Source organism: Flavobacterium orientale, from assembly GCF_014638005.1.
Lineage (GTDB): Bacteria > Bacteroidota > Bacteroidia > Flavobacteriales > Flavobacteriaceae > Flavobacterium > Flavobacterium orientale.
On sequence record NZ_BMFG01000005.1, the window covers coordinates 13,352 to 39,344 of the forward strand.

At 33.7% G+C, this 25,993-nt stretch carries 21 protein-coding genes; 7 read left to right on the plus strand and 14 right to left on the minus strand.

The window, feature by feature from the left end:
• Nucleotides 1–312: 312 nt before the first annotated feature.
• From asnB to IEV15_RS07610, 5 genes are all read right to left on the minus strand, one after another.
• A complete protein-coding gene (asnB, locus tag IEV15_RS07590; protein WP_188361921.1) occupies nt 313–1,929 on the minus strand; it encodes an asparagine synthase B in 1,617 nt (538 codons plus the stop codon).
• 235 nt (nt 1,930–2,164) lie between these two features.
• Nucleotides 2,165–2,263 (minus strand): T9SS type A sorting domain-containing protein, encoded by a 99-nt coding sequence (locus tag IEV15_RS14695; RefSeq protein ID WP_188361922.1) that lies wholly within the window; start codon nt 2,261–2,263, stop codon nt 2,165–2,167.
• A gap of 53 nt (nt 2,264–2,316) precedes the next feature.
• The gene (locus IEV15_RS07600) at nt 2,317–2,760 is read right to left on the minus strand and encodes a hypothetical protein (protein WP_188361923.1); all 444 of its coding nucleotides are present in this window, start codon (nt 2,758–2,760) and stop codon (nt 2,317–2,319) included.
• Between the two features lie 100 nt (nt 2,761–2,860).
• Nucleotides 2,861–4,621 carry a TonB-dependent receptor gene (locus IEV15_RS07605; protein ID WP_188361924.1) on the minus strand — a complete coding sequence of 587 codons (1,761 nt, stop codon included), beginning with the start codon at nt 4,619–4,621 and terminating at the stop codon, nt 2,861–2,863.
• Between the two features lie 33 nt (nt 4,622–4,654).
• The gene (locus IEV15_RS07610; protein WP_188361925.1) at nt 4,655–7,669 is read right to left on the minus strand and encodes a tetratricopeptide repeat protein; all 3,015 of its coding nucleotides are present in this window, start codon (nt 7,667–7,669) and stop codon (nt 4,655–4,657) included.
• A 197-nt stretch (nt 7,670–7,866) separates the two neighbouring features.
• Between IEV15_RS07610 and IEV15_RS07615 the strand changes: the two genes are divergently transcribed.
• From IEV15_RS07615 to IEV15_RS07630, 4 genes are read left to right on the plus strand one after another with little or no spacing between them, the layout of a single operon-like run.
• Nucleotides 7,867–8,550 (plus strand): cell division ATP-binding protein FtsE, encoded by a 684-nt coding sequence (locus IEV15_RS07615; protein WP_188361926.1) that lies wholly within the window; start codon nt 7,867–7,869, stop codon nt 8,548–8,550.
• Nucleotides 8,551–8,553: 3 nt separating this feature from the next.
• Nucleotides 8,554–9,288: a glycosyltransferase gene (locus IEV15_RS07620; protein ID WP_188361927.1), complete on the plus strand. Its 735-nt coding sequence runs from the start codon at nt 8,554–8,556 to the stop codon at nt 9,286–9,288.
• Nucleotides 9,281–10,615, plus strand: a complete 1,335-nt coding sequence (locus tag IEV15_RS07625) for a glycosyltransferase family 39 protein (protein WP_188361928.1) — start codon at nt 9,281–9,283, stop codon at nt 10,613–10,615. The genes IEV15_RS07620 and IEV15_RS07625 overlap by 8 nt, the downstream gene beginning before the upstream one ends.
• Nucleotides 10,615–11,496: a glycosyltransferase family 2 protein gene (locus tag IEV15_RS07630; RefSeq protein WP_188361929.1), complete on the plus strand. Its 882-nt coding sequence runs from the start codon at nt 10,615–10,617 to the stop codon at nt 11,494–11,496. The genes IEV15_RS07625 and IEV15_RS07630 overlap by 1 nt, the downstream gene beginning before the upstream one ends.
• On the opposite strand, the gene IEV15_RS07635 is transcribed toward IEV15_RS07630, so the two are convergent.
• From IEV15_RS07635 to IEV15_RS07645, 3 genes are read right to left on the minus strand one after another with little or no spacing between them, the layout of a single operon-like run.
• Nucleotides 11,479–12,573, minus strand: a complete 1,095-nt coding sequence (locus IEV15_RS07635) for a glycosyltransferase family 4 protein (RefSeq protein ID WP_188361930.1) — start codon at nt 12,571–12,573, stop codon at nt 11,479–11,481. The two genes, IEV15_RS07630 and IEV15_RS07635, sit on opposite strands and share 18 nt — an antisense overlap.
• A gap of 29 nt (nt 12,574–12,602) precedes the next feature.
• Nucleotides 12,603–13,007 carry a sugar 3,4-ketoisomerase gene (locus IEV15_RS07640; RefSeq protein WP_188361931.1) on the minus strand — a complete coding sequence of 135 codons (405 nt, stop codon included), beginning with the start codon at nt 13,005–13,007 and terminating at the stop codon, nt 12,603–12,605.
• Nucleotide 13,008: 1 nt separating this feature from the next.
• A complete protein-coding gene (locus IEV15_RS07645; protein ID WP_188361932.1) occupies nt 13,009–13,860 on the minus strand; it encodes a glycosyltransferase family 2 protein in 852 nt (283 codons plus the stop codon).
• Nucleotides 13,861–13,863: 3 nt separating this feature from the next.
• Here IEV15_RS07645 and IEV15_RS07650 point away from each other — a divergent pair, with 3 nt between their 5' ends.
• Nucleotides 13,864–15,006: a glycosyltransferase family protein gene (locus IEV15_RS07650; protein ID WP_188361933.1), complete on the plus strand. Its 1,143-nt coding sequence runs from the start codon at nt 13,864–13,866 to the stop codon at nt 15,004–15,006.
• On the opposite strand, the gene IEV15_RS07655 is transcribed toward IEV15_RS07650, so the two are convergent.
• Genes IEV15_RS07655 through IEV15_RS07670 form a run of 4 tightly spaced genes read right to left on the minus strand, consistent with a single transcriptional unit; the run spans nt 14,996 to nt 19,562 of the window.
• Nucleotides 14,996–15,940 carry an NAD(P)H-dependent flavin oxidoreductase gene (locus tag IEV15_RS07655; RefSeq protein ID WP_188361934.1) on the minus strand — a complete coding sequence of 315 codons (945 nt, stop codon included), beginning with the start codon at nt 15,938–15,940 and terminating at the stop codon, nt 14,996–14,998. The two genes, IEV15_RS07650 and IEV15_RS07655, sit on opposite strands and share 11 nt — an antisense overlap.
• Before the next feature lie 3 nt (nt 15,941–15,943).
• A complete protein-coding gene (locus tag IEV15_RS07660; RefSeq protein WP_188361935.1) occupies nt 15,944–17,557 on the minus strand; it encodes a S8 family serine peptidase in 1,614 nt (537 codons plus the stop codon).
• 24 nt (nt 17,558–17,581) lie between these two features.
• Nucleotides 17,582–18,769, minus strand: coding sequence for a tRNA 2-thiouridine(34) synthase MnmA (gene mnmA / locus IEV15_RS07665; RefSeq protein WP_188361936.1), 1,188 nt, complete (start codon nt 18,767–18,769; stop codon nt 17,582–17,584).
• 43 nt (nt 18,770–18,812) lie between these two features.
• Entirely contained in the window at nt 18,813–19,562 is a 750-nt protein-coding gene (locus tag IEV15_RS07670) for a toxin-antitoxin system YwqK family antitoxin (protein ID WP_188361937.1), read from the minus strand.
• Nucleotides 19,563–19,701: 139 nt separating this feature from the next.
• Between IEV15_RS07670 and IEV15_RS07675 the strand changes: the two genes are divergently transcribed.
• Complete coding sequence (locus IEV15_RS07675) at nt 19,702–21,078, plus strand: alpha/beta hydrolase-fold protein (RefSeq protein ID WP_188361938.1); 1,377 nt, start codon at nt 19,702–19,704, stop codon at nt 21,076–21,078.
• A gap of 209 nt (nt 21,079–21,287) precedes the next feature.
• Nucleotides 21,288–22,250, plus strand: a complete 963-nt coding sequence (locus IEV15_RS07680) for a fasciclin domain-containing protein (protein WP_188361939.1) — start codon at nt 21,288–21,290, stop codon at nt 22,248–22,250.
• A gap of 63 nt (nt 22,251–22,313) precedes the next feature.
• On the opposite strand, the gene yidC is transcribed toward IEV15_RS07680, so the two are convergent.
• Nucleotides 22,314–24,212, minus strand: a complete 1,899-nt coding sequence (yidC, locus tag IEV15_RS07685) for a membrane protein insertase YidC (RefSeq protein WP_188361940.1) — start codon at nt 24,210–24,212, stop codon at nt 22,314–22,316.
• 40 nt (nt 24,213–24,252) lie between these two features.
• On the minus strand, nt 24,253–25,866 hold the full coding sequence (gene pyrG / locus IEV15_RS07690) for a CTP synthase (protein WP_188361941.1): 1,614 nt from the start codon (nt 25,864–25,866) through the stop codon (nt 24,253–24,255).
• Between the last annotated feature and the right edge of the window lie 127 nt (nt 25,867–25,993).

Genomic DNA, 25,993 nt, shown 5'->3' on the forward strand with positions numbered 1-25,993 from the left:
ATTTTTTGTCAAACATGCAAATATAGCAAAAATTAGCCGATTTTCCTTGGCAACCCTTACGTCAAAAGTCATAAGTTATTAACAAAAAGTACGAGTTTTTCACTATTTTGGAAAGATTATACTCCTAGGGGTCGTTTGCATTTTAAATTTAGAAAGTCGCAATTAAATAACCATATAAGTCATTGAAGTTTTAATAGCTTGATTTACTTCCGTAGTAAGAGTTCATATAAGTAATGAAAAAAAAGATATAAAAAAACGCCCCGATAAATCAGGACGCCTTTAACAAACAAACTAAACTTTCATCTGAAAAATTTACACTATTAAGGATTCTTTGGCAATTGTTGTATCTGCTTTTACGTGAGCAGCATTTGCTCTTCCACTTGGATCTTGGTTTTCTTGCCACTTTGGAATCCATTTGCGAACGGTTTGAGCGGCTGCATGTTGCGGAAAATGTTTATGAAATAGCGTTCTGTAATAAAATGCTTCTTTGGTTGCAGGTGTATTGTATGGAAATAATGTTGCAGCTTTTGCAAAATCTTCATCCGATACTTGAGAAGAACAATAATCAATTAACGTATCAATCCAATTGTAGCCCACTCCGTCTGAAAACTGTTCTTTTTGACGCCATAATACTTCCTGTGGTAAATAAGGTTGTTCAGGCGTATCAAATGCTTTTCGTAAAATATATTTTTCTACACCATCATACGTCTGTGGCATTTTTTCTTCGGGTTTTATTTTAATGGATAATTCCAAAAAGGCTTTGTCTAAGAAGGGTACTCTGGCTTCTAAACCATGAGCCATTGTTGATTTGTCTGCACGAAGCAAATCGGCCGTGAAAAGCTTTTGAACTCGTTCGATTGTTTCTTTATGAAAATCCATTACGGATGGTGCATTTCTAAAATAAAGATAACCTCCAAATATTTCATCGGCTCCTTCACCTGATAAAACTACTTTTATACCTTTTTCTGTAATGGCTTTTGATAAGAAATACATGGGCGTACTTGCTCTCACCGAAGTGACATCATAGGTTTCTAAATGCCAAATCAATTTATCAATAATTTCAATACCTTGCTCTATCGTAAAATGAATTTCGTGGTGTTCTGTTCCTAAAAACTCCGCAACTTTTCGTGCTGCTTTTGCATCAGGGGCTTCTTGGTCTAATCCAATTGAAAAAGAATGTAAGGTTTTGCCTTTCTCTTTCATCATACGAGCGGCGATTGAAGAAGTTAATGAAGAATCCAAACCTCCGGATAATAATACACCAATCGGCACATCGCTCATCAATCGTTTTTCTACTGCCTTTGATAAGGCTACACGGATTGCAGCTAAATCCAACTCCTCTACTCCAGCTTCAGGATTTTCCCATTTTGGTTGGTAATATTTTACAAATCCTGTTTCGGGCGTATAATAATGTCCCGGAGGAAAGGTTGAAAAAGTTTTACATTGGTCAGCTATGGATTTCATTTCTGATGCAAAATACATGCGTCCACGTTCGTCTAAACCATAATATAATGGTTTAACTCCAAGTGGGTCGCGACCAGCAATGTAATCATCGCCATCAATAACAACAAAAGCAAACATACCGTCAAGTAAATGGCAAAAATCGTATCCGAATTTTTCATACAAATGCACGATGACTTCCGAATCAGACGTACTTCTGAAAGTATGATCTTTTAAAATGGTATCCCGCAATTCTTGGTGGTTGTAGATTTCGCCATTGTGCACCATCCAAGCGGTATCGCATCCTTGAATGGGTTGCTTTCCGGTATGTAAGTCGATAATTGACAAACGTTCATGGGATAGAAAATGACCTTTCTCAGTAATGTGCACATCACTTTCATCCGGACCGCGATGCGACATTCGTTTCGATAATTGTTTCACTAAGGCTTCGTCTTTTCCTTTTCCTATAATGGCTAATATTCCACACATATATTTTTTACTTTTCAGATTATTATTTATTTGATAAAGCAAAAGTGAGTATTTGGTTTATATTTATGAAACAATATCAATTTTTTGATTACAATTTAAAACTATAAACTCATAATAACATCATAAATGAAACTTAAAATCTAATAAATTGAAGTAACTGATTATAAATTGTAATTTCAAATAAAAAAAACTCCTTTCTGTGACAAAAGGAGTTTCAGGTATATTGTAGTTTTCTTTACTTTTTTATGATTTTTTCAGTTTGAGAAAACTGTTCGTTTTTAACTTTTAAAAAATAAATACCATTTGAGCAAAAGCAGAAAAACCAAAAATGCAAAAGATAAAAAGAACAATTTTTTTCATATTTTTAAACTTAGACAATCAAAGTTACTAAAAAATACTTATGATACTATAATTCTTACCGTTAAAAGTGATGCTTTCATTTATTTCTCTTCCCATAAACAATTCACCCAAAGGTGATTGCGGAGACATTCCAAAAACAGATTTGCCCTCTACTTCAATTTTAGGTAAAGCAACTGCCATCAAAAAAAAGGTGTCGTTTGCTTGAACTAAACTTCCTAAAACTACCTGATTTGATGAAATAGTATAATCAATTTTCAAGAATTTATGTTGCGTAGCCAAAACCTCTGATAGCTTTTGATTCAGTTTTTCCTGTTCTAAATGCATCATCGCCAAACCGGTTTCATGTTTGTCACCGGCAGAACCTTTGGCATCATTTTTTGAGTCTTCGGTTAAGCCAACAATCATTTCACGTAAGGAAGTGATGCGGTCGTTAAGGTATTGATTGTAATGTTGGATAATTTGTTGTTTCATTTTAGAGGTGCTGAGTTGCTAAGATGCTGAGTTAAAAAAATCCGCAAGGCTTACTAAACTTTGCGGACTTTTTAAAATCTTTGTATGCGGTTAGATAAATTTAAAAATCAAACTTATAATTGGCTCCTAGCACCACTTGAAACTGTTGTGCTGGAAAATTAAACCATTTCTCATACGATTGATTCAAAATATTATTCAAGCGTAAGAAACCTGTTAAACGTTCGTTATGTTTGTAACCGATATTGGTGTTCAAATCAAAATAACTGTTTAATGTTGCTTTGTTTCTGTCTAAAAATAGTGGGTCATTTGCTACTGTTAAATATTCATCATAACGCTGTCCGACAAAAAAGGCTTCCACACCACCAAACCATTTTTCAGTGAAGGTTACATTCAAATTACTTCCTACTGTAACGGCCGGTAAGTTCCATGCTTCTTGTTCAAAGTTGGTAGTGTAACTATTTAAAGTAGCATTAATTCCAAAAGATACATTCTTTGAAAAATCAGCTTTTAATTCCCCTGAAAAAGCAATAGTTTTCACATCATCATACACCACACCAAAGGAATTGCCATTACCGTATGCTTTGTTACTCGGATCCATAGAGGTGAATGATTCCAAGCTATTGTATTTAAACAACGCTTTGGCTTTTTCATTCGTATAAGAACCTCGAACGTTATAACTGATATTCCCGGCCAATTTCCCTTTTAGACCGGCAAAAATATCATATTGTCTATCCGTAGGCGTCATAAATTGAGTTGGCGACAAAAACGGATTGCTATTAGTAAATTCTCTGTAACTGTTTTGTTGTAATGATCCTTCTGCACCTGCATAAAAAATCATTAAATCACCCACCACTTTGTAGGCTGCTGTAATTTGCGGATATACAAATAAGTTGTTGTCACCTTCGCTGGCAATACTGTAGAAAAAAGCAGCTCCGATATTCATGGACAAATCATCTTGATTGTAAACAAAACTTGGATGAATTCCCACATTGGTAAATCCGTAATCTATTTTATTTGAATCGAAATAACTTCTTTCAAAAGAACCGCTTACATTGTCAACAATTACTTTGGTATTGATTTGAAAATCATTAATGGCAAATTCAAAAGTTGGTTTCAAAATCAATCTGTTTTCTGCCGAATTATAGGCATCCCAAAAACGATTGTATTTGATACTTGCTCCTTTGAAAAAACTGTCTTCCATGCTTAACTTTCCACCTACATAAAAATTGTGATAGGTTTGTTGTGGGTCAATTCCGTTCAAAAACAAATCGCGGTCTTCTTGTGATAGTGAACCAATTAAATAATCAGGAGTTCCATACCAATTGTAAATTTGATGTTGGTAACCCAAATCTGCATTCCAAGACATGTCTTTGTTTTGATTTCCATAAGTTAAATCCAATGACGTGTTATAGAATTTATCATCCAATAATGCTTCTTCGATTCCTCCTTGAGAAGAGTGATGACGAAACATTCCGCCAACATATTCATTGCGATTGAGTTGTTGTGTTACAAATAATTCGCCAATAATTGTGCCGTAATTTCCAAAACCTAAAGTGGCATAATTTGAAAATAATTTTTCTTTTTTTGCTTTATCAACTCCGGCCGCTTTTCCTTTGGCAGGTGTAAATGTTGACGCTACGGGAAAAGAAAAAATATTGTATTGAATGTCTTCTTTTTTAGAATTGTCTTCGTCATCCAACGAAGGTGTTTCTTTTACTTTAAAAGCATCTGAAATAGTTGCCGTATAAGGTTTTACTACATTCACCACTTCGGTTCCTATGTTTTCATCTTTCTTTTGAGCTAATGTTGTCTGAGCAACAATCAGCAATAAGATTAAAAGGTATTTTGGGTTGCTTTGCATAATTTACTTTTTTAAAAACTGCTTACTTTTTAATTAATTCTGAATCGATGAGTTGCGTTTGGCTTCTTCACCTTTGATAATGGCCAACTCTTTTTGTGCCTCTTCCACTACATCGGGATATTCTTTGAAGTTTGCAATCAAACTATCCAAGATGTAAGTAGCTTGAAAACTGTCTTTTAACCCATAAAAATTCTTAGCCATTACTACTAATCCTTTGGCTCCATAATATCGGTAACCGGAATAATCTTTGGTTAATTTTTGAACGGCAATATTCGATGCTTCAAACTTATTTTCTTTGTTTTTAAAATACGCATCATAATACAATGCTTCGGCAGCCAATTCGCCTTTGGCAATGGTCATTAACGTTGCATAAGCCGTTTTTGCTTTGGCTTCATCTTTCGTTTTCATGGCAGAACGTGCCACAATCATATAAGCATCACTTTTGATTCGATCATCAACTTTAGCATTGTTCAACACTTTATCAGCATAAACTACGGCATTGGCATAATCTTCTTGTTCGTAATACGCTTTCATCAAATTGGATTGAGCAAAGGTGATGTTTTGAGGGAAATCTGCTTCTACTTCCAAGCGTTTCAAAGCCGGAATTGCTTTTGCGTAATCTTTTTTCTTTAAATGAATTTCAGTCAATCTGGCTAAAGCTTGTTCCGTATATTCACTTCTTGATTTAGAAGCTACAAATTCATAATGCGGAATGGCATTGGTTTCCAATCCATCTGCAAAATACAATTGAGCCAAATAGAAATTGGCTTTTAAAGCATGAATTCCATTTGGAAATTTGGAAACATAACTACTAAAACCTGCAATCGCACCTTTGGCATTGTTTTGCAAATACATTTTTTCTGCCGATTCATACGACGTATTATCAATATCCGCATTGGATACTTCTACATAATCTAAGGTTTTTACCCAAGTGGCATATTCATCTACTTTGCCGGTATCCACATAAATTTGTCTGGCCGTTGTAACCGCTTCCATAGCTTCAGTAGTTCTAGGATAATCGGCTGCCACTTTTTTGAATTTTGTCAACGCCAATTGCAGTTTATCATCATTGTAATAAATCAATCCCTGACGCAAAATTGCTCTTGCGGCAAAAGAACCGTTTTTATATTCTGAAATTAATTGGTCATAAATTTTTAATGCCAAATCGGATTTATTTTCATTGGTATACGTGTTACCTAACTCAAACAAAGCATCGTCACGGAATTGTGATTTTGGATAATTTTTCAAAAACAGATGTAAGTCTTCAATCTTTTTTTCGTTTCTGGCAACAAATCCATAGCTGATGGCTTTTTGGTAAGCCGCATAATCGGAATCAACCACTTTTAATTCGATGGCTTTGTTGTATGCTTCCATGGCCGGCCAATATTTTGCGGATACAAAATGACTGTCGCCCAAACGCAAATAACTATCATTCAGCCTTGTTTTGTCTTCTTTCGCTACATCAATTTGTTTTTGAAAAAATGCAGCTGCTTGTTCGTATTCTTTCAATTTGAAATGCGTGTAAGCCAAATTGTAATTAATGTTTTTATATTCAGGAGTAGTTTTGGCTTCCGGATAACCTAAAAACTGTTTAAAACTTAACAAAGCTTCTCCAAAATTGTCTAAAGTATATTCGCTTTCCCCTTTCCAAAACATGGCACGAGCTGTAAATTTTGGGTCACGAGGTTCTGCCAATGATTTTTTGAACATTGCCAAAGCCTCTTGGTTATTTCCGTCAGTATATAACTCTAAACCTCTGTAGAAGGTTACTTTTTGATAAGCCTGTTTGTTTTCAAAACTTTTATTTTTTTCTAATAAAACCAGAGCTTCCTTGTAGTTTTTTGAAGTGATGTAAGAGTTAATTAAAAGTGTTTCCACTTCTTGCTTGTTTGGCGTATTGGGATATTTATTTAAAAAAGCCACCATCACATCCGGAACACTCTGATAAGGATTTCCAATATCATAACTTAATTTGGCATAGTTATAAAAAGCATCTTCTTGAATTTTTAAATCAAAATCCATCTCAGAAGCATTTTTAAAAGCATTCAACGCTTGTTGTTTTTTGTTGGATTTCAAATAACTTTCACCCAAATGATAATAAGCATTTTGAGCCACACCATCTTTTCCTTCAATGATTTTATTAAATTGAGCAATCGCATTTTCATAATCACCTTGCTTGTAATAGGAGTAACCAAACAGGTAAAAATCTGTGTTGCTCCATTTTCCTTTTTTACCTTTATATTCTTTTAGGTAAGGAATTGCTTTGTCGTATTGTTTTAAATTAAAGTAGCTTTCGCCAATAATTTTATTCAATTCTGATTTTTCGGTAGCATCTGATTTTGGCATCGCAGCAATTCCTAAATCAATAGCTTTTTGAAAATTTCCTAATTTAAAATTCATGTCAGCCTGATAATAGGACATTTTTTCTTTGTATTTCTTTTCGTCTTCAACTTGTTCAAAATATTCATTTGCTTGCGTATAATTGTCTGATTCATAAGACATATAACCCAAATAATATTTTGCTTGTGAGCCAAATTCTTTTGAATTTTCTACACGTTTGAAATAATTGGAAGCTTCTTTCTTTTTATTTCCAGAAAACAAAGCGTATCCTTTTTGAAAATTGAATTTTTCTTTTTCGTCATTTGTCAAATTGCTTTCATCCACTTTATCAAACCATTGCAAAGCTTGTGGAAATTTATTCTCATCGAAATAATAATGAGCCACTTCAATATACGCTTGATTGTGCTTGGAACTGGTAGGATAACGCTGTACGAAATCTTCCATCAATACATCACCATTGGCTTGATTTAAACGAATGGCACAATTTGCAATATAGTAGGCACAATCGGATTGCACTTCATAATTATCTTGTGAATCTTTTACTTTTTTGAATAAAATTTGAGCAGATTGGTATTGTTTATCTTTATACAATTGAAGGGCTCGATTGTATTCCTCTAACGGATTGGTGTAGACTTCAGTTCGTTGAGCCTGAACCGAAAAACAAATTACTGTCAAACAGACAGCAAACAAATAGGTTAATTGACGCATATTTATTGGGTTTTTATGAACTATTCAAAGGTAACATTTACCTATGCATGTAACGAGTTAATGATTGTGTTTATTATGAACAAGGTTTTAAACATTTTTTGAGTTGCTGAGATGCTGAATGGTTGAGAACATTAATTAAAATAAAATTTTGATAACCTTCGTTAAGTTACTACTTTTACCCTTCAAATATCATACCTATGTCAGATTCCATTTTAGAATTAAAAAATGTTACTATTTATCAAGAAAAAAACATGGTACTTCAAAACGTTTCGTTGGAAGTGAAACGCGGTGATTTTCTGTACATTATTGGTAAAACGGGTTCCGGGAAAAGTAGTTTGATGAAAACGCTTTATGCTGATTTACCTTTAACGGAAGGTGAAGGAACTATCGTTGATTTTGATTTAGCCAAATTGAAAGAAAGTGACATTCCTTATTTAAGACGAAAAATTGGAATCGTTTTTCAAGATTTTAAATTACTACCCGATCGTAGCATTTTTGACAATTTGGATTTTGTTTTAAAAGCCACAGGTTGGAAAGAAACAGAAGAACGCAAACATCAAATTGATGAAGTTTTAGATAAAGTAGGCATGAAATCTATGGCTTTTAAAATGCCACACCAACTTTCAGGTGGTGAGCAACAAAGGGTTGCCATTGCCAGAGCTTTATTAAACAATCCGGAATTAATTTTAGCCGATGAGCCAACCGGAAACCTTGACCCGCAAACTAGCGTGGAAGTCATGGGTGTTTTAAAAAAAATCAACGAAAACGGAAAAACCATCATTATGTCTACACATGATTATGCGTTAATTATGAAATTCCCATCAAAAACGTTGAAATGCGAAGACAGCACTTTGTTTGAAGTGGTGCAACGAACGGTGTAAGTCATGACAAATTCTACCAATGCATTGTTGATTATTCCTTTTTATAATGAAGGAAACCGAATGATTGGTGAAGAATTATCTTTAGCATTTGAAACACATCCTAATCTTGATTTTTTATTGGTTGATGACGGAAGTACAGATACTACTGCATCACTTTTATTGCAATTTGAAAAGAAACATTCAAATGTAGCTTCACTTTTATTGTCCAAAAACTCGGGCAAAGCCGAAGCAATTCGAAACGGCGTAAAGACTTCTGAAGGTAAGAAATATGATTTTATTGGTTATTTAGATGCCGATTTGGCAACACCTATTTCTGAAATGAATCACCTTTTGTATTTCGCAAAACAACATACAAACTATTCTTTTCTGATGGGAAGTCGTATAAAAAGATTGGGCTCCAAAATTGAACGTTACTCTTACCGCCATTATATTGGTCGTGTTTTTGCAACCATAATAAGTGGCGTTATTCTCAAAACGCCAATTTATGACACACAATGTGGAGCAAAAATCATGAAGCAAGAACTAGCTTTTGCTTTATTTGAAAAGCCTTTTTTGACCCGATGGTTATTTGATGTAGAACTTTTACTTCGAATGAAGCAATTAAATTCCGATTTTTACAAAGAAGTTTATGAATATCCATTGGAAACATGGATTGAAAAAGGAAACAGCAAAATCAGAATTAAAGACATGTTAGCTCTTCCTTTTCAGTTAATAAAGATTTACAGGGCTTATGTTTGAAAAACTAATTAATCACAAATGGTTTCGATTTGTAGAAAGTAGAGAAATTAGGATTCTGATACTTTTTGGTTTACTTTTTCGAATACTGCTTTCGTTATTTTATTTAAATATTTCTCAATTTCCTGACTCCAGTAGTTTTATGGTTTTAGCCAATAGAATGTTGGAATTCAATTTGATTGATTACACCGGAGAAAGAAGTCCGGGATATCCCTTGCTTATTTTTTTAGCTTTTGGGTTCAAACCTTTAGTGGTTTTATATCAGTTTGTTATTGGAATACTAACTACTGTTGTTTGGTTTAAAACTCTTATGAATTTTGGCTTTAACAACAGACAATCTCTTTGGATTGCATTTTTTTTGCAGAGTTTCATACATGTCTATTTTTATGAAACCTCAATTTTAATTGAGTCGTTGGCTTTGTTTTTAATTTCATTGATTTTTTACCAACTTACCACCAAATATTTAGAGGAAAAGAATTTCAAAAAAGACTTACTGATTGGATTATTGTTAGGTTTTTTAGTATTAGTAAAACCATTTTTTGCATATATTCCTTTTATAATTTATGCGTTTAGTGTTTTAAAGTCATTTTCATTTAAAAATTTTATTTCTTCAAAAATTCTTATTTTATTTTTTCCTTTGATAGCTTATTTTGGTTGGTCATATATAAACAAAGTGAATACCGGATATTTTGTATCTACAACATATTTTGGTTTAAACTTATCGCAAAACTGTGTGCATTTTGCTGAAAAAGCTCCCGACGAATTTGCAACAATCAGAACCATTTACATTAAAAATCGTGAAGCCGCTCTAGCTGAAAATAGTGATGTAGCAATGGCTATTTGGCGAGCTGAACAAGAATTGATAGAAGCTACAGGTTTAACTTACTTTCCTGATTTATCAAATGAATTAGGTCGCTTTGCCAAAGCCACCGTTGGCAATGCTCCCAAAGAATATTGTTACCAAGTCGTTTTTGTTTCATGGATTGATTTTTGGAAAACCTATATCTGTTGGAATCCTGAAAAGTTTAAAATTTCGGAAATAAGAATTTTTTTTGAATTTATTTGGGTAATTCAAGCTCCGATACTTTTACTCTTTAAATTACTTTTTATAGGTTTGTTACCTATTTACATCATTCGATTTTTTAAAACCAAACAATTGACAACTGAAATTTTACTTTATAAAATTATTTTTGCTTCGTCCATTTTACAAGCAATTGTGACTTATGGAACCAATGCAAAATACAGTTATCCGTTTGAATATATGATGGTGATTTTGGTGTTGCTTGAATTGAAAAGAAATACGATGCTTTTTAAAACAAAAACTAACTAATGCTTTCTATACTGATTCCAACATATAACTACAATGTTCAACCATTGGTTTTAGAGCTTCAAAAACAAGCGGAAGCACTAAGCTTTGTTTATGAAATTATAGTATGTGATGACGCAAGTAATACAAGTCAAAATATCACAATTGATTCAAATCAGTCCATACATTTTATAAAAAATGAAACCAATTTAGGTCGAACTCAAACCAGACAAAAATTAGCTTTGAAAGCTAAATTTGAAAATTTACTATTTTTAGATGCAGATGTTCTGCCTAAAACTACCACTTTTGTAAAGGAATATTTTACTATTTTAAGTCAATCTTATGAAGTAATATGTGGAGGTTGTACTTATGAAAAAAATGAACCATCAAAAAAATGCATACTTCGATGGAAGTATGGAAAAAATCGTGAGGAAAAGAGTGCTTTGCAAAGAAATATAAAACCATATAGTGCTGTTTTCTCAGGAAATTTGCTCATCAAGAAAAGTGTTTTTTTGAAGTATAATTTTAATGAAAATACCAATTTTTATGGAATGGATATTTACTTTGCTTATCAACTTTTTTTCCATGCTGTTTCTGTAAAACATTATGATGTTGATGTGATTCATTTGGGATTAGAATCCAATGAAGTCTTCTTTAAAAAATCTTTAGAATCAGTTGTTTCACGAAACACATTTCTAATTGACAAACCAAAAATTGAAGAAATTAATTCCTTAATTAAACACTACAAAACATTAAAAAAATTCAAACTTGACTTCGTTTTTTCTGTAAAATTTAAACTTTTTAAATCACTTTTAGAAAAGAATATTTTAGGAAACAACCCAAACTTGTTTTTGTTTGACCTCTATCGTTTAGGTTATTTGTGTAGTTTACAAGCTAGTAAATAACTGATGCCATTGTTCCATAATTGTAGATAATTGGAATTTATGAATGCTTTTTTGAGCATTGTTCCCAAGTTGCTGACGAAGTGTATCATCTTCAATTAAATGGTTTATTTTTTTGGCATAAGCATCTAAATCAAAAGGGGGAATTAAATAACCATTTACACCTTGAGAAATCAATTCCGCCGGACCGGTGGGACAATCAAAAGCAACACATGGTAGTCCGCAAGCCATGGCTTCAATCAAAACCATTCCAAAACCTTCATGTCGAGAAGTCATTAAGTAAATTGAGGCATTAGAATAGGCTTTTTCAATAGATAAAGTGGGTCCATGAAAAGCAACATTTTGTTCTAAATTTAATTGTTGTACTAAATTGTTCAACTTTAAATCCGGATTATGATCACTGTAAATATGTAATTTCCAATCAGAATGTTTTTGTATCACTTTTTCCCAAATGGGCAATAATAAATCAATTCCTTTTACAAATTCTTGTCGGCCAACGAAGATAACATTTTTGTTTTTTAATGAGTTTTCAGGAACATTTTCAATCCATAATGGGTTTGGGATAACTTGGCAACTTTTCACTTGCCATTCCAATTTACTAGCTTGGGTTAAAACCACAAACTCATCTACAAAAGAAGTGGTGTAATCTATAATTTTATTTTTAACTGAAACATTTAATTTTTCAAAGAAAGATAGCTTTTTTTCTATGGCTTCATAAAATCGAAAACCATGTTGTTCAAATACAATTTTTACATCTGATTTCCGTAAAAAAAATGGCAATAAAAAACCTTTTAAACCATTGTCAGTAATAATAACAACATCAGGCTTTTCATTTTTGATAGTAGTTTTTACCGTTTTTATATAATTTAATAAATAAAATGGACCCCAACCCGTTAGTTGTTCATTCAATAGTTTATGCTTAGAAAAATCAAAAAAAGGTTGTGGTGTTTTTGCATTGGTAGTTACGATAACAACATCATAATTGTAATGTTCTTGAAGATAATTGGTCTTAATGGAAAACACGCGTTGTAAACCACCAATTCCATCAACTCTATGTGTAATATACAACAGTTTTTTCATTTAGAATGGTATTAAAACGCAAACATTTTTTAAGTTTTACTTTTTTTGAATAACTCAAAATCTCGTATGTAATCGCTTTCATCAAAAACATCTTCAGCAATCACCAAACAAACTGCACCTGACGAGAAATTTTGCAGTTCACGCCATAATCCCGGAACAATCTGTAATCCAATATTAGGTTTGTTTAAAAGAATTCTTTTTTCATTTTTACCATCATAAATAACTACTTCAAAACTGCCGCTTAACGCAATTAAAATCTGATTTTGATTGATATGAGAATGGCCCCCTCGCTGAGAAGTACTCGGAACGTCAAACAAATAATAGACGCGTTTAAAATGAAAAGGCAAAACATCATTTTGAATATAAGCCAGATTCCCACGAGAATCTTCAACCACGGGAAGTTTGATAAATTGTATGTCGTTTATTGTGGTCATGTTACTTTTTTAAAAAATCGGTTCTGCCGGATTTAAAGTTTTGAAAGGCTAATTTAAATTCTTTTGTTGAAAGTTTACCTTGTTTCCAATCAAAAAACACTTTCAACAGCAACCAAAAACGATAAAAATTTGGAAATAAAGCAGTTAAAACGGCTCCTTGAATATAATATTTTTGCTCAATCGAAATTTTATAATTGGTGGTTGGTTGTGGATGAACAACTAAAACCTGTGGTTCAAAGCTCATTTTTAGACCTGCCTTATTAATTGCTGTCAAAAAAACCTGCTCCTCACCTGCTCCAAATGTACTTCCCAAACCAAAACGTTCGTCAAATTTTATTTGATTGCTTGTTAATTGCTTTCGATTTACAACTATTTCAAAGGAAATAGTGTTTAAAATATCAAACCAATTAAGCGTTTCTTTTCTTATTTTAGGATATTTGTGTGTTGCAACATTTTCATCTTTCTCAGAACAAAATTTCACCATCGCCGGATTTTGAAAATGATTGAAAGCAGCAATAATTTTAGATTCAAAATCGGATTTATAAATCACATCATCATCTGTAATGACTAAAAGTTCTTTAGTGGCATTAGCTAAAGCTAGATTTCTGCTTTTAGAAAGTCCAAATTCTTGACTATTAATTACTTTAACATTTTCATGTTGAGAAACTAACGGACTTCCTTTTGTTTGATGTACAATTACCAATGAAAAATCCCAATAATTAGCAAATGGAAACATCGGTGTCAAAAAATCAAAATTGTCCCGATTCATCGTGGCTATTAAAATTTCAATATCCGATTTTGTATACTTTGATTCCAAATGTTTTTTATATTTGAACAAATATAGTAATTCCATTTTATGAAAATCCTTCTTTTAGGTGAATACAGCCGTCTACATAATTCGTTGAAAGAAGGACTTTTGGCTTTAGGTCATGAAGTTACATTGGTTGGAACAGGCGATTCATTTAAAAATTTTCCAGTTGATTTATCTTTTGAACCTAAACTAACTACCAAGAATTGGTTTTTTACCTTCCTGAAAAAAGTAGTTTTCAAATTGACAAACCTCAACTTAGAAGAAACCGAAAAAGGTATTCGATTTTATTTTCTTTTGCCAAAACTAAAAAATTATGATGTAGTGCAATTGATAAATTCCAACGCTATTGAAACCCATCCAAGTTGGAGCATCAAGTTACTAAACAAACTTTTTTCAAAAAATAAAAATTGGATACTTTTAATTTGTGGTGATGAAACTTCTGTAGTTGATGCTCTTCTCGATAAAAAACTATCCTATTCGATACTTACGCCTTATTTTGAAAAACAAGTTCCTGCAAACTATTTTGATTATTCATTAAAGTATACAAAACCAAACTACCGAAAGTTATATGCTTTTGTGAGTCAAAATGTTTCTCAGATCATCACTTCTGATTTTGATTATAAATTACCTTTGGATAGTTTGAATATAAAAAACACGTTCCTTCCAAATCCAATAAATACCGATTTAATCGACTATGTTGAACCTGCAATACACGAAAAAGCACTAATTTTTTTAGGTATAAATAAAAAAAATGCTTTCAAAAAAGGGATTCCGTTTTTTGAAAAAGCAGTTGAAATTATAAAACAAAAATATCCTTCAAAAGTTGAAATTATAATCACTGAAAACGTTCCCTATCAAGAATACATTCAATTATACAATCAAGCTCATATTGTTTTGGATATGGTCTACGCTTATGACCAAGGCTACAACGCTCTTGAAGCTATGGTAAAAGGAAAAGTGGTTTTTACCGGTGCAGAAAAAGAATTTATGGAGTATTATCAGTTAACCGAGAGAGTTTGTGTAAACGCTTTACCTGATGTGGACTATTTGGTTCAGGAATTATCCTTTTTGATTGAAAACCCAGAAGAAATTATCAACATTAGCAAAAGAGCCCGAGCTTTTATAGAAAAGGAACATCATTATGTAACCATTGCACAAAAATATGTTGATGTTTGGTCTAAAAAGTAAGGTTTGAAATTTCTTTTTTTGAAGTTTCAAAATCCGAAATAATTTCAGCTATAATTTCTTTTACAGGCTTAATTTCATGAATCAAACCGGCAATTTGACCAATCTCTAATTCGCCTTCAATTAAATCACCTTCAAACATCCCTCGTTTTGCTCTAGCCCGACCCAATAATTCTTTTAATTGATCTGTTGTGGGACATGTAGCATACAATTCTTGAACATCGTTATAGAACTTATTTTTAACCAACCGAACGGGGGCTAATTCTTTTAAAGTCACTTGCGTATCGCCTTCTTTTACATCCAAAATCGTTTGCTTAAAATTATCATGAGCAGAACTTTCAACAGAAGCTGCAAAACGACTGCCCATTTGAACACCATCTGCTCCTAAAATCATTGCGGCCAACATGCCTTTCCCGTTGGCAATTCCACCTGCTGCAATTAATGGAATCGTGATATTCTCCCGAACCATAGGAATTAAAGTAAATGTTGTGGTTTCTTCTCTTCCGTTATGACCTCCGGCTTCAAATCCTTCGGCTACCACAGCATCAACGCCGGCTTCTTGTGCTTTTAACGCAAACTTTGAACTGCTGACAACATGAACTATGGTTATCCCCTTTTCTTTTAAAAATGCCGTCCAGGTCTTTGGATTTCCTGCAGAAGTAAAAACAATCTTCACACCTTCTTCCACAATGATTTGCATGATTTCCTCTAAATTGGGATACAACATAGGAACGTTTACACCAAAAGGTTTATCTGTTGCTTTTTTACATTTTTGAATGTGTTCCCGTAAAACTTCAGGATACATGGAACCGGCTCCAATAAGTCCTAAACCGCCTGCATTGCTAACTGCACTGGCCAATTTGTAGCCACTGTTCCAAATCATGCCGCCTTGAATAATGGGATATTGAATGTTGAAGAGTTGGGTAATTCTGTTCATGAATTATTTTTTAATGAGTTTGCCTTTTCTATGTTCTGATGGAGTTTGAAACGAATAAAAATACAATCCCGATTGTAACTGTGATAACGAAAGTATCTGATTGGCCTGAATAGTTTGTTGTTGAACCACTCGTCCTGTTGCGTTGTAAAGTATAAAATTACCGCTTTCAAACTCATTTGAAAACGCGATTGTTATTTCATTTTCAAATGGATTTGGATATATCGTAAACACATTGGAGGAAATGGTTTCTGTTGAAAGCAACAAACCGTTTTGATAAGCTGCATAAAAATTAGGAATACCATAACCCAATTGTGCTGTTGGAGTGGTATAAATCGAAGCAGATTCTCTAATTAATTGAAGAATTTCTGCATTGGTAAGATTGGGCAAACTTTGCCACAAACAAGCCACTAAACCTGCCGTTATCGGACTTGAAAATGACGTGCCGTTAGCTCCTCCGATTGTTCCGGTTGATGAAGCAACTATGGCTCCAACTCCTTGGGCTACAACATCGGGTTTTATTCTGTTATCCGCTGAAGGACCAATAGAACTGAATGAGGCATAATTACCTTCAGAATTAACAGCTCCAACGGTCAAAGTATTCAAAGCATCGCCGGGAGTAGTAATGTATTGCCAAGCACTATTTCCTGAATTTCCGGCGGAAGTCACACAAATCATCCCCCGGGTAAAAGCAATTGCAGCTCCTCGAGCAATGAAAGTTGTGGTTCCGTTCATCGCATCATAATTATAATTATAAGCCGGATTATCAAAAGTGGAATAACCCAACGAAGTATTGATAATATCGACACCCAAACTATCGGCTAATTCGGCTGCCTCAACCCAGATCGATTCTTCCAATGGATTTTCATAGGTATTAGATTCTGTAACAAACAAATAATACTGAGAATCAGGAGCACTTCCAATTAATTGGTTTTCTACAAAAGCTCCCATGGTGGATAACACTAAAGTTCCGTGTGAACCACCACTATATATGGCATCATTTCGCAACACAAAATTATAGCCTCCAAGTAATAAATTATTATCAAACAAGCGTTGAAAAGGTGCTGTTGTATTCACTCCGGTAAAACCATTATCCATTACAGCAATGATTTTTCCGGTTCCTGTAAAATCATTTTGATGTAACAAATGGCCATTCATCATAGTTACTTGATTGGCAGAATTTCCATATTGATAGGTAACTTGCGTTTCCAAGTTTTTTTCTACAGAAGCAATTTGTTGAAATCGTCCGAAAGCGTTTGTATTCAATTCCGCATTAGCAAATTGAATTTGTGTTACAAAAGAAATAGTATCTAAAAATTGAATAGCCTGTTGACTTCCACGAACATGAACCGCATTAAGCCATTTAGATTGTGCCAAAACGGTAACTCCATTATTTGAGGCTACTTGAGTTACATAAGGCTGATGAATCGGAACATCCAAATTGTCCAAAGCAATAGACTGAGCAGAACGTCGGTCTAAAGCTCTTTGCGAAAGCATTTCTAAAGGATTGGATAAATAATAAACCGCATCAGGTTTGTTTGAAAAATAAACCCATGCGTCTTCTTGTGAAAAACAAAACGATATACTTATTAAAAAGAAAAACAGTATTGATTTTCTCATACTTTCAATTTTTTGAAAGCTAAGTTACGAAATTACTCCGGAACCTAACAATTCTTCACCCAAATGCCAAGATACAAACTGACCCGGTGTTATGGCTGATTGAGGTTCGTCAAATACGACATACAAACCGTCTTTTGTATGATGTAAAGTGGCATTTTGAAGCGGTTGTCGATAGCGAATGCGAGCCATAACTTTCATGGTCTCATTGGTTTTCAAGCGTAAATCTTCGCGAATCCAATGTACTTCATGCGACATTATTTTCAATACCTTTCTAAACAAACCGGGATGCGAAGCACCTTGTCCCGTGTAAATTATATTGTTCTCAACATCCGTTGCAATAATAAACAAACCCTCTTTGGTGCCGCCAACATTCAAACCTTTACGTTGACCAATAGTAAAATAATGGGCTCCTTGATGTTTGCCTACTATTTTTCCCATGGAGGAAGTATAACTTAAAGGTTGTGCTTCAAATTCCAGTTGGTCTTCTTTTAATTCGAATTTTGGTTTTGGCAAACTATAAATAGAATCATCTGCTGCGATTTCAATAATAATTCCTTCTTTGGGTTGCAATTGTTGTTGCAAAAATTCAGGTAAGCGTACTTTCCCAATGAAACACAAACCTTGAGAATCTTTCTTTTCTGCGGTTACCAAGTCCATTTGAGCGGCAATTTCTCTAACTTGTGGTTTGGTCAACTCCCCAATCGGGAATAATGATTTGGCCAACTGCTCTTGAGAAAGCTGACATAAAAAATAAGATTGATCTTTATTCCCGTCAACACCTGCTAATAATTGATAGATTTCTTTTCCGTCTTTTTCTAGAGTTCCTTTTCTGCAATAATGTCCGGTAGCAACATAATCAGCTCCTAAACTCAATGCAATTTTCATGAATACATCAAACTTGATTTCGCGATTGCACAACACATCCGGATTGGGGGTTCGACCGTTTTTGTATTCATTGAACATATAATCAACAATACGTTCTTTATATTGTTCACTTAAATCAACAGTTTGAAATGGAATACCTAATTTTTCAGCTACCAAAAGTGCATCATTAGAATCTTCTAACCACGGACATTCATCAGAAATAGTTACAGAATCATCGTGCCAGTTTTTCATAAACAACCCGATAACTTCATAACCTTGTTCTTTAAGCAAATAAGCGGCTACACTTGAATCTACTCCTCCCGAAAGTCCTACTACTACTCTTTTCATTAACCTAATTCTAATTTAGCTGCAAAAATACTACTTATTCCGGTTATAGTTTTCGCTCTTTAACTTTTCTTTTAGTTGCCGTCGGATCGGGGTTAGCTGCTTCTTTTGGTCGTTTGGTTCGAAATAATTCCTTTCTTTCAGTTCTTACCAATTTACCTTTTTCATAATACTTCCATTCGCCAACAGATAATCCATTTTTATATTGACCTGTGATGCTTATCGTTCCATCTGTTTCTTTATAAATTGCAGGACCGTGAAAGAGGTCGTTCTTATAATTTAATTCTTCCATCACTACGCCATTTTCAGCATATTTTTTATAAACACCATCTCTTTTTCCTTCTTTATAATTAGCCTCTTCTGCTATTTCGCCACTTTTATAAAATACTTTTCGAATTCCATCTAACTTTCCTTTTTTGTAATTCTCCAAAGTCATGATTTGATCCATGTCTAAATGGTAATATTTCCACTCTCCTTCATATAACTTGTTAACCACTTTTCCTTCACTTACTTTAAATTTACCTTTGTAAAATATGGTGTAAGCAGAATTATCTTTTGAATCAAACTCACGGGTAGCAACAACTCTTTTTGTTTTTGTATTGTCATAAAAAGTAAAAACACCAATCTCTTTACCATTTTCAAAAGTCCCTTCATATTTTAAATTTTTGGTATCGTCATAATACCCCTTCCAAAGACCATGCTTTTGCCCTTTTGCATTCAATTGATTAAAATCTGACTGCGAAAACACAGAAAATCCACATAAAAAATAAAATAAAAGTAACGGCATTAATTTCATTTGAAACTATTTTTAAGATTAACATTCAAATAGGATAAACAACAAAGTGTTTGATTTAGTATGTAATGTTTGAAATTCAGAACTAAATAAGTAACTTTGGTTTAATTGAATTAAAAAGCAAAAATAAACATTTATTTTTATGAGAAAATATTACTTTTTACTGGGATTATTTTTACCACTGATTGGTTTTAGCCAAGTTACACTTCGAGTCACATCAATTCCAACTAATACACCTGCAGGAGCTTCAATCTATTTTGCAGGGGCAACTAATGGTTGGAATGCCGGAGATCCAAATGCTGTTCTTCAACCTGATGGTTTTGGGGCTTATGAAATTACAATTCCTCAAGGAACTGGAACAGTTGAATATAAATTTACACGTGGCAGTTGGCCTACTGTTGAAGGTAATGCTTCAGGTGGCTTTTTACCGAACCGTTCCTTTACTTTTACAGATTCACCACAAACCATTAACTTAACGATTCAATCTTGGGAAGATATTTCAGGAAGTGGTTCCAACAGCACTGCTGCTGCAAATGTTCAGATTTTAAGTCCATCATTTTTTATTCCACAATTAAATCGCAACAGAAGAATTTGGTTGTATTTGCCACCGGATTATCATACCACAACCAAAACGTATCCGGTTTTGTATATGAAAGATGGTCAAAATTTGTTTGACAATGCCACTTCCTTTGCCGGAGAATGGCAGATTGACGAAACTTTAAATACGCTGCATGCTCAAGGAGATTATGGAGCAATTGTTGTTGGAATTGACAACGGCGGAGTGCACCGATTAGATGAATATTCTCCTTGGGTCAACGCACAATATGGTGGTGGTGAAGGTGCTGCTTACATGAATTTTATCGCTCAAACGTTGAAACCTTATATTGATTTAAATTTCAGAACCAAACCACAACCGGAATTTAATGCGTTGATTGGGAGTTCCATGGGAGCATTAATTGCAACTTATGGTGCAGTGGAACATGGTATGCATTTTAAAAAAGTAGGTTCATTTAGTCCCGCATATTGGTTTGCTTTGAGCGATTTAAACACTTACGTGAACGCTACTTCAACTGTACTAACCAATCACAGAATGTATTTTGTTGCGGGTCAAAATGAATCTGCAACAATGGTTACTAATCTAAACACGGTTAGAAATAATTTAATTGCAAAAGGATTACCAACTGCAGAAACTTTTACCAAGATTGATTCTTATGGTACACATACTGAAAACTATTGGAAAGGTGAATTTGCAGCTGCTTATCAATGGTTGTTTTTAACTACTACCTTATCAAATGATGGCTTCGTTCCAACAAAACCAATGGTTTACCAAATGACTTCATCAAAATTGTTTGTTGAAGGAATGGAAACTGAAACCATTTTTTCTCTATTTTCAATAACCGGACAAAAAGTTGGAACCATCAAATTATCTAACGGAGTTCATGATTTAGATAACGCATTGGCATCAGGGATTTACTTTTTGAAAGCTGCTGATTTTGCTTTTAAAATTTTCAAAAATTAAAAAAGTAGCTCATAGTATTGTTTATTAAATTTTTGTTAAAGTTAAACAAATTTTATTTTCATAATAATTCGCTAAGACCAAATAAATAAGGTTATAGCGAATTTTTTATTTTTTTAAGCTCTAATTTTGTTTACTCTATTTGATTTTAAGTTAAACAAGTTTGAAATATTTTACTATATTTGCTTAAACAAATATTAAAAACAATTACTATGAAAAATTTTAAAACCATCAAACTTTATGCTCTTGCAGCATTCATTTCATTTGGATTAGTTTCATGTTCAAGTGATGACGAAACGGGTACTGTACAATTAGACACCATTGCGGGAATTGCAAGTGATAATGCTAATTTGTCTATTTTAGTTCAAGCTTTAGTAAAAGCGGATCTTGTTGGTGTGTTGGACAGTCCTGGAAATTACACCGTTTTTGCTCCAACAAACGCAGCATTTACCAACTTTTTAAGTGCTAACGGTTTTGCCAATTTGGATGCAGTTCCGGTTCCGTTACTTACTGAAGTTTTATTGAACCATGTTGTTTCAGGAACATTGCAGTCTTCACAACTAAATACAGGTTATATCAAAACTTTAGGAAAAGGTTCGGCTTCATCATCAAACACTTTAAGTATGTATGTTGCAGCAAGTTCTACAGGAGTACGTTTAAACAACCAGTCTAATGTTGTTTTGACGAGTGCTAACATTCTTGCGTCAAATGGAATTATTCATGTTGTTGATGCTGTTATTGGTTTACCAACTGTGGTGACTTTTGCTACTGCTGATCCAAACTTCTCCTCTTTAGTCGGAGCTCTAACAAGTCCTGGACAACCTGACTTTGTAACTATTTTATCAGGAAACGGACCATTTACAGTATTTGCACCAACGAATGAAGCATTTACAGCTTTAAACGCTGAATTAGCAGCCATTCCATTGACACCAACTGCCGAACAATTAACTGCGGTTTTACAATACCATGTTGTATCTGGCAATGTATTATCAACCACTTTAACTAACAATCAAGTTGTTCCAACATTAGAAGGGGGTTCATTTACTATTGGTTTAACTGGTGGTGCTACTATTACCGATGCAAACAGTAGAGTAAGTAATATTGTTGCCGTAGATGTTCAAGCAGCAAATGGTGTAATTCATGTTTTAGATAAAGTGCTTTTACCTACTTTATAATTTTAGGTTTAAATACGAAAAAGCCACGCAATTGCGTGGCTTTTTTTATGAATAGAAATTTATTTATTTCTTTAAGTTCTTTTGCTTTTCAGCTTCTTCCATCATTTCCTGCATTTTGCGTTGGAAACGATTCATTGTTTTTGGCTTTGTTTTATTTTCTTGAATTTTAGCATGAATCTTTTTCTCATCAATAATGAAATTCTTAATTACTAACATAATTCCAATTGTAATAGTATTGGATACAAAATAATACAAACTCAATCCGGAAGCGAAGTTGTTAAAGAAAAACAACATCATGATAGGTGAAATATAAATCATAATCTTCATGATTTTACCCATATCCGGCATACCTTCTTGTGGTGGTGCACTCATGGCTTGATCACCTGTTGTCATTTTCATATAAAAGAAAATAGCAATAGAAGCCAAAATAGGAAACAAACTCACGTGATTTCCATAAATTGGAATAGAAAATGGCAATTGTAAAATGGAGTCAAAAGAAGATAAATCATCAGCCCAAAGGAAATTTTTCTGTCTCAATTCTATCGCAGAAGGAAAGAAACTAAACAACGCATAAAACACCGGAATTTGCAACAACGCAGGTACACAACCCGCCATCGGGTTAACTCCGGCTTTGCTGTATAACTTCATGGTTTCTTGTTGCTTTTTCATTGGGTCTTTTGCAAATTTTGTACCCAATTCCATAATCTCCGGACGCAATACTTTCATTTTTGCTTGTGACAAATAGGATTTATACGTTACCGGAGACATCGCGATCCTAACTAAAATAGTCAAAATAATAATTGCAATTCCATAAGGAAAAAAGCCCACTAATAAATCGAAAGTTGGTATAAAAACATAACGATTAATCCATCCGAAAATTCCCCATCCTAAAGGAACTACCTCATCTAAATTACGGTCATATTTTTTAAGAATATGATAATCTGTCGGACCATAATACCAATTCATAGCGTGGTTTAATTCGCCATTTTTGAAAGCTAACGGTAAACTTGCTTTAAAGTTTTTGGTAAAAACAGTATCTATTTTATCATCATCAACCAAGTTTTCTGAAGTAACAATAGCTTTTTCAAAAGGAGTATCTGTCAATAATATCGAGGAAAAGAAATGTTGTTTAAAGGCAACATAGGTAACATTCTTAACCTCATCTGAAGTCGATTTTCCTTGACCTAAATAATCGTCTTTACCACCTTCGTATTCAAAAATCAATTCCGTATACCGATTTTCATAGGTTACGCTTTTTTCATTTCTGAAAGCTTTCAATTGCCACTCAAGATTCAACGGATTTGAAGTATTGATAATATTGTCTAAGCCTTGCGAACGAATTCCAAAATCCAACATATAGTCGTTTGGTTTCAACACATAGCGATATTCCAAAAACTGAGTGGGAGAAGCTTTCAATTTTAAACTCAAAACCTGATTACCATTTTCTTCGGTCAACTTGGGTTCAAAAAATAGGTCTTTAGTTTGAAGGGTTCTGTTATCTGACGTTTTTAGTTCAATAGAAAAATTGGCGTTATTTTCCTTGATGATTTGAACATTTTGAGCCGATCCTTTTTGAAATTGCTCAAATTGCTTCATTTCTGCTTCAACAATATAACCTCCTTTGTTGGCAATTTTTAAACGAACTAAATCATTCTCTAAAACAGTAAACGCTGCTTCAGTAGCACTAGGTAACGCCGCAGAATAAGCAAACGAACCAAGGCTGTTTTGTAATTTTAAGGTTTGGATAGAATCGGAAACAGTAGAATCAATAACTGTAGCTACCGTTTCTTTTTTGGGAACTTCGGTAGTTGACGTTGTAGTTGGTGCTACTTTTTCAGTCTCCTGTTTTTTTGTTTGTTCTTCTAATTCTTTTTGTTGACTGTTGTACATAACCCAAATCAGGATTATAAATATCAAGCCAAAGCCAATTATGGAGTTTAAGTCTAATTTTTTTTCTTCCATGTAAAATTTAATTAATTAGTGCTTTCAAATTGTTTTGAAATCAACGATTTTTATATTGAACAGCGGCAGCCACAAAGCTAACAAAAATTGGATGCGGATTGGCAACCGTACTTTTATATTCAGGATGGTATTGCACACCAATAAAAAACGGATGGTCAGCAATTTCTATAATTTCTACCAATCCGGTATCAGGATTAATTCCGGATGCTTTTAGTCCGTTATTTTCCAGTTGTGAAAGATACGCACTGTTGAACTCGTAACGATGGCGGTGTCTTTCTGAAATTTCATTTTTACCATAAATAGCATGAGCCAAAGTGTTGGGTTCTAAATCACATTTCCAAGCACCCAAACGCATTGTTCCGCCTTTATGAGTCACATTTTTTTGTTCTTCCATCAAACTGATAACCGGATTTGTGGTGTCGGCATTCATTTCGGTTGAATTGGCATCAGACAAACCTAAAACCGTTCTTGAAAATTCAATTACCGCCATTTGCATTCCCAAACAAATACCAAAGAATGGAATTTTATTTTCTCTAGCAAATCGTACGGTTTCAATTTTTCCTTCGATGCCGCGTTCACCAAATCCCGGAGCTACAAGTATTCCGTCCAAACCTCTTAATTTTTCTGCCACAGAATTGACATCAACATATTCTGAATGAACGCTTATTACATTTACTTTTGTTTCATTAGCAGCCCCTGCGTGAATAAAAGCTTCTAATATTGATTTATAAGAATCTTGTAGTTCTACATATTTCCCAACCAAACCAATATTAATAGTGTGCTTCGGATTTTTTAACTTTCGTAAAAAGTCATTCCAATGCTCCAAATTAGGAGTCGCTTTTTCAGGTAATGCTAATTTTTTCAAAGCAACAATATCCAAACCTTCTTCCAACATTAAGTTAGGAACATCATATATGGTTTTGGCATCGATAGATTGAATGACTGCCTCACGTTTCACATTGCAAAACAAGGCTAATTTTTGACGTAACTCGTCTGACAATTCATGTTCGGTTCTACAAACTAAAATATCCGCTTTGATTCCACTTTCCATCAATGTTTTAACGGAATGTTGTGTGGGCTTTGTTTTTAATTCTCCGGCTGCTGCCAAATAAGGAACTAACGTTAAATGTATCACTATTCCATTATTTTCGCCTAATTCCCAAACCAATTGACGAACTGACTCAATATAGGGTAACGATTCAATATCACCAACCGTTCCTCCTATTTCTGTGATTACAATATCAAAATCACCTGTCTTTCCAAGCAATTGCATGCGTTCTTTAATCTCATTGGTAATATGTGGAACCACTTGAACCGTTTTTCCTAAAAACTCTCCACGTCGTTCTTTTTCTATTACTGAAAGATAAACTCTACCGGTTGTTACATTATTTGCTTGAGAAGTTGGAACGTTCAGAAATCGTTCGTAGTGACCTAAATCCAAATCGGTTTCGGCACCATCATCCGTAACATAACATTCGCCATGTTCATAAGGATTTAGTGTTCCCGGGTCAACATTAATATAAGGGTCAAATTTTTGAATGGTGGTTCGATAACCTCTGGCTTGCAATAATTTTGCTAACGAGGCTGCAATAATTCCTTTTCCTAAAGAAGAAGTTACACCTCCTGTTACAAAAATATACTTTGTTTGATTCATTGTGTTGTGGTTGTAGTTGTTGTTGTTATTTCAAATAGCAATTTGTTTTCTATTCAAAACGGTGCAAAAATACGATTAAAATAATCAATGTGAAAATGAAATTGAAGGGTAAATGGGATACAATTTT

Excerpts from the sequence above, each read along its gene's own strand:
- IEV15_RS07630 (WP_188361929.1), top strand. The coding sequence starts at position 10,615 with ATGCTTTCTATACTGATTCCAACATATAACTACAATGTTCAACCATTG.
- IEV15_RS07635 (WP_188361930.1), bottom strand. The coding sequence starts at position 12,573 with ATGAAAAAACTGTTGTATATTACACATAGAGTTGATGGAATTGGTGGT.
- IEV15_RS07670 (WP_188361937.1), bottom strand. The coding sequence starts at position 19,562 with ATGAAATTAATGCCGTTACTTTTATTTTATTTTTTATGTGGATTTTCT.
- IEV15_RS07640 (WP_188361931.1), bottom strand. The coding sequence starts at position 13,007 with ATGACCACAATAAACGACATACAATTTATCAAACTTCCCGTGGTTGAA.
- IEV15_RS07625 (WP_188361928.1), top strand. The coding sequence starts at position 9,281 with ATGTTTGAAAAACTAATTAATCACAAATGGTTTCGATTTGTAGAAAGT.
- IEV15_RS07655 (WP_188361934.1), bottom strand. The coding sequence starts at position 15,940 with ATGAACAGAATTACCCAACTCTTCAACATTCAATATCCCATTATTCAA.
- IEV15_RS07615 (WP_188361926.1), top strand. The coding sequence starts at position 7,867 with ATGTCAGATTCCATTTTAGAATTAAAAAATGTTACTATTTATCAAGAA.
- IEV15_RS07620 (WP_188361927.1), top strand. The coding sequence starts at position 8,554 with ATGACAAATTCTACCAATGCATTGTTGATTATTCCTTTTTATAATGAA.
- IEV15_RS07605 (WP_188361924.1), bottom strand. The coding sequence starts at position 4,621 with ATGCAAAGCAACCCAAAATACCTTTTAATCTTATTGCTGATTGTTGCT.
- yidC (WP_188361940.1), bottom strand. The coding sequence starts at position 24,212 with ATGGAAGAAAAAAAATTAGACTTAAACTCCATAATTGGCTTTGGCTTG.
- pyrG (WP_188361941.1), bottom strand. The coding sequence starts at position 25,866 with ATGAATCAAACAAAGTATATTTTTGTAACAGGAGGTGTAACTTCTTCT.
- IEV15_RS07650 (WP_188361933.1), top strand. The coding sequence starts at position 13,864 with ATGAAAATCCTTCTTTTAGGTGAATACAGCCGTCTACATAATTCGTTG.
- IEV15_RS07675 (WP_188361938.1), top strand. The coding sequence starts at position 19,702 with ATGAGAAAATATTACTTTTTACTGGGATTATTTTTACCACTGATTGGT.
- IEV15_RS07600 (WP_188361923.1), bottom strand. The coding sequence starts at position 2,760 with ATGAAACAACAAATTATCCAACATTACAATCAATACCTTAACGACCGC.
- mnmA (WP_188361936.1), bottom strand. The coding sequence starts at position 18,769 with ATGAAAAGAGTAGTAGTAGGACTTTCGGGAGGAGTAGATTCAAGTGTA.
- asnB (WP_188361921.1), bottom strand. The coding sequence starts at position 1,929 with ATGTGTGGAATATTAGCCATTATAGGAAAAGGAAAAGACGAAGCCTTA.
- IEV15_RS07680 (WP_188361939.1), top strand. The coding sequence starts at position 21,288 with ATGAAAAATTTTAAAACCATCAAACTTTATGCTCTTGCAGCATTCATT.
- IEV15_RS07660 (WP_188361935.1), bottom strand. The coding sequence starts at position 17,557 with ATGAGAAAATCAATACTGTTTTTCTTTTTAATAAGTATATCGTTTTGT.
- IEV15_RS07645 (WP_188361932.1), bottom strand. The coding sequence starts at position 13,860 with ATGGAATTACTATATTTGTTCAAATATAAAAAACATTTGGAATCAAAG.
- IEV15_RS07610 (WP_188361925.1), bottom strand. The coding sequence starts at position 7,669 with ATGCGTCAATTAACCTATTTGTTTGCTGTCTGTTTGACAGTAATTTGT.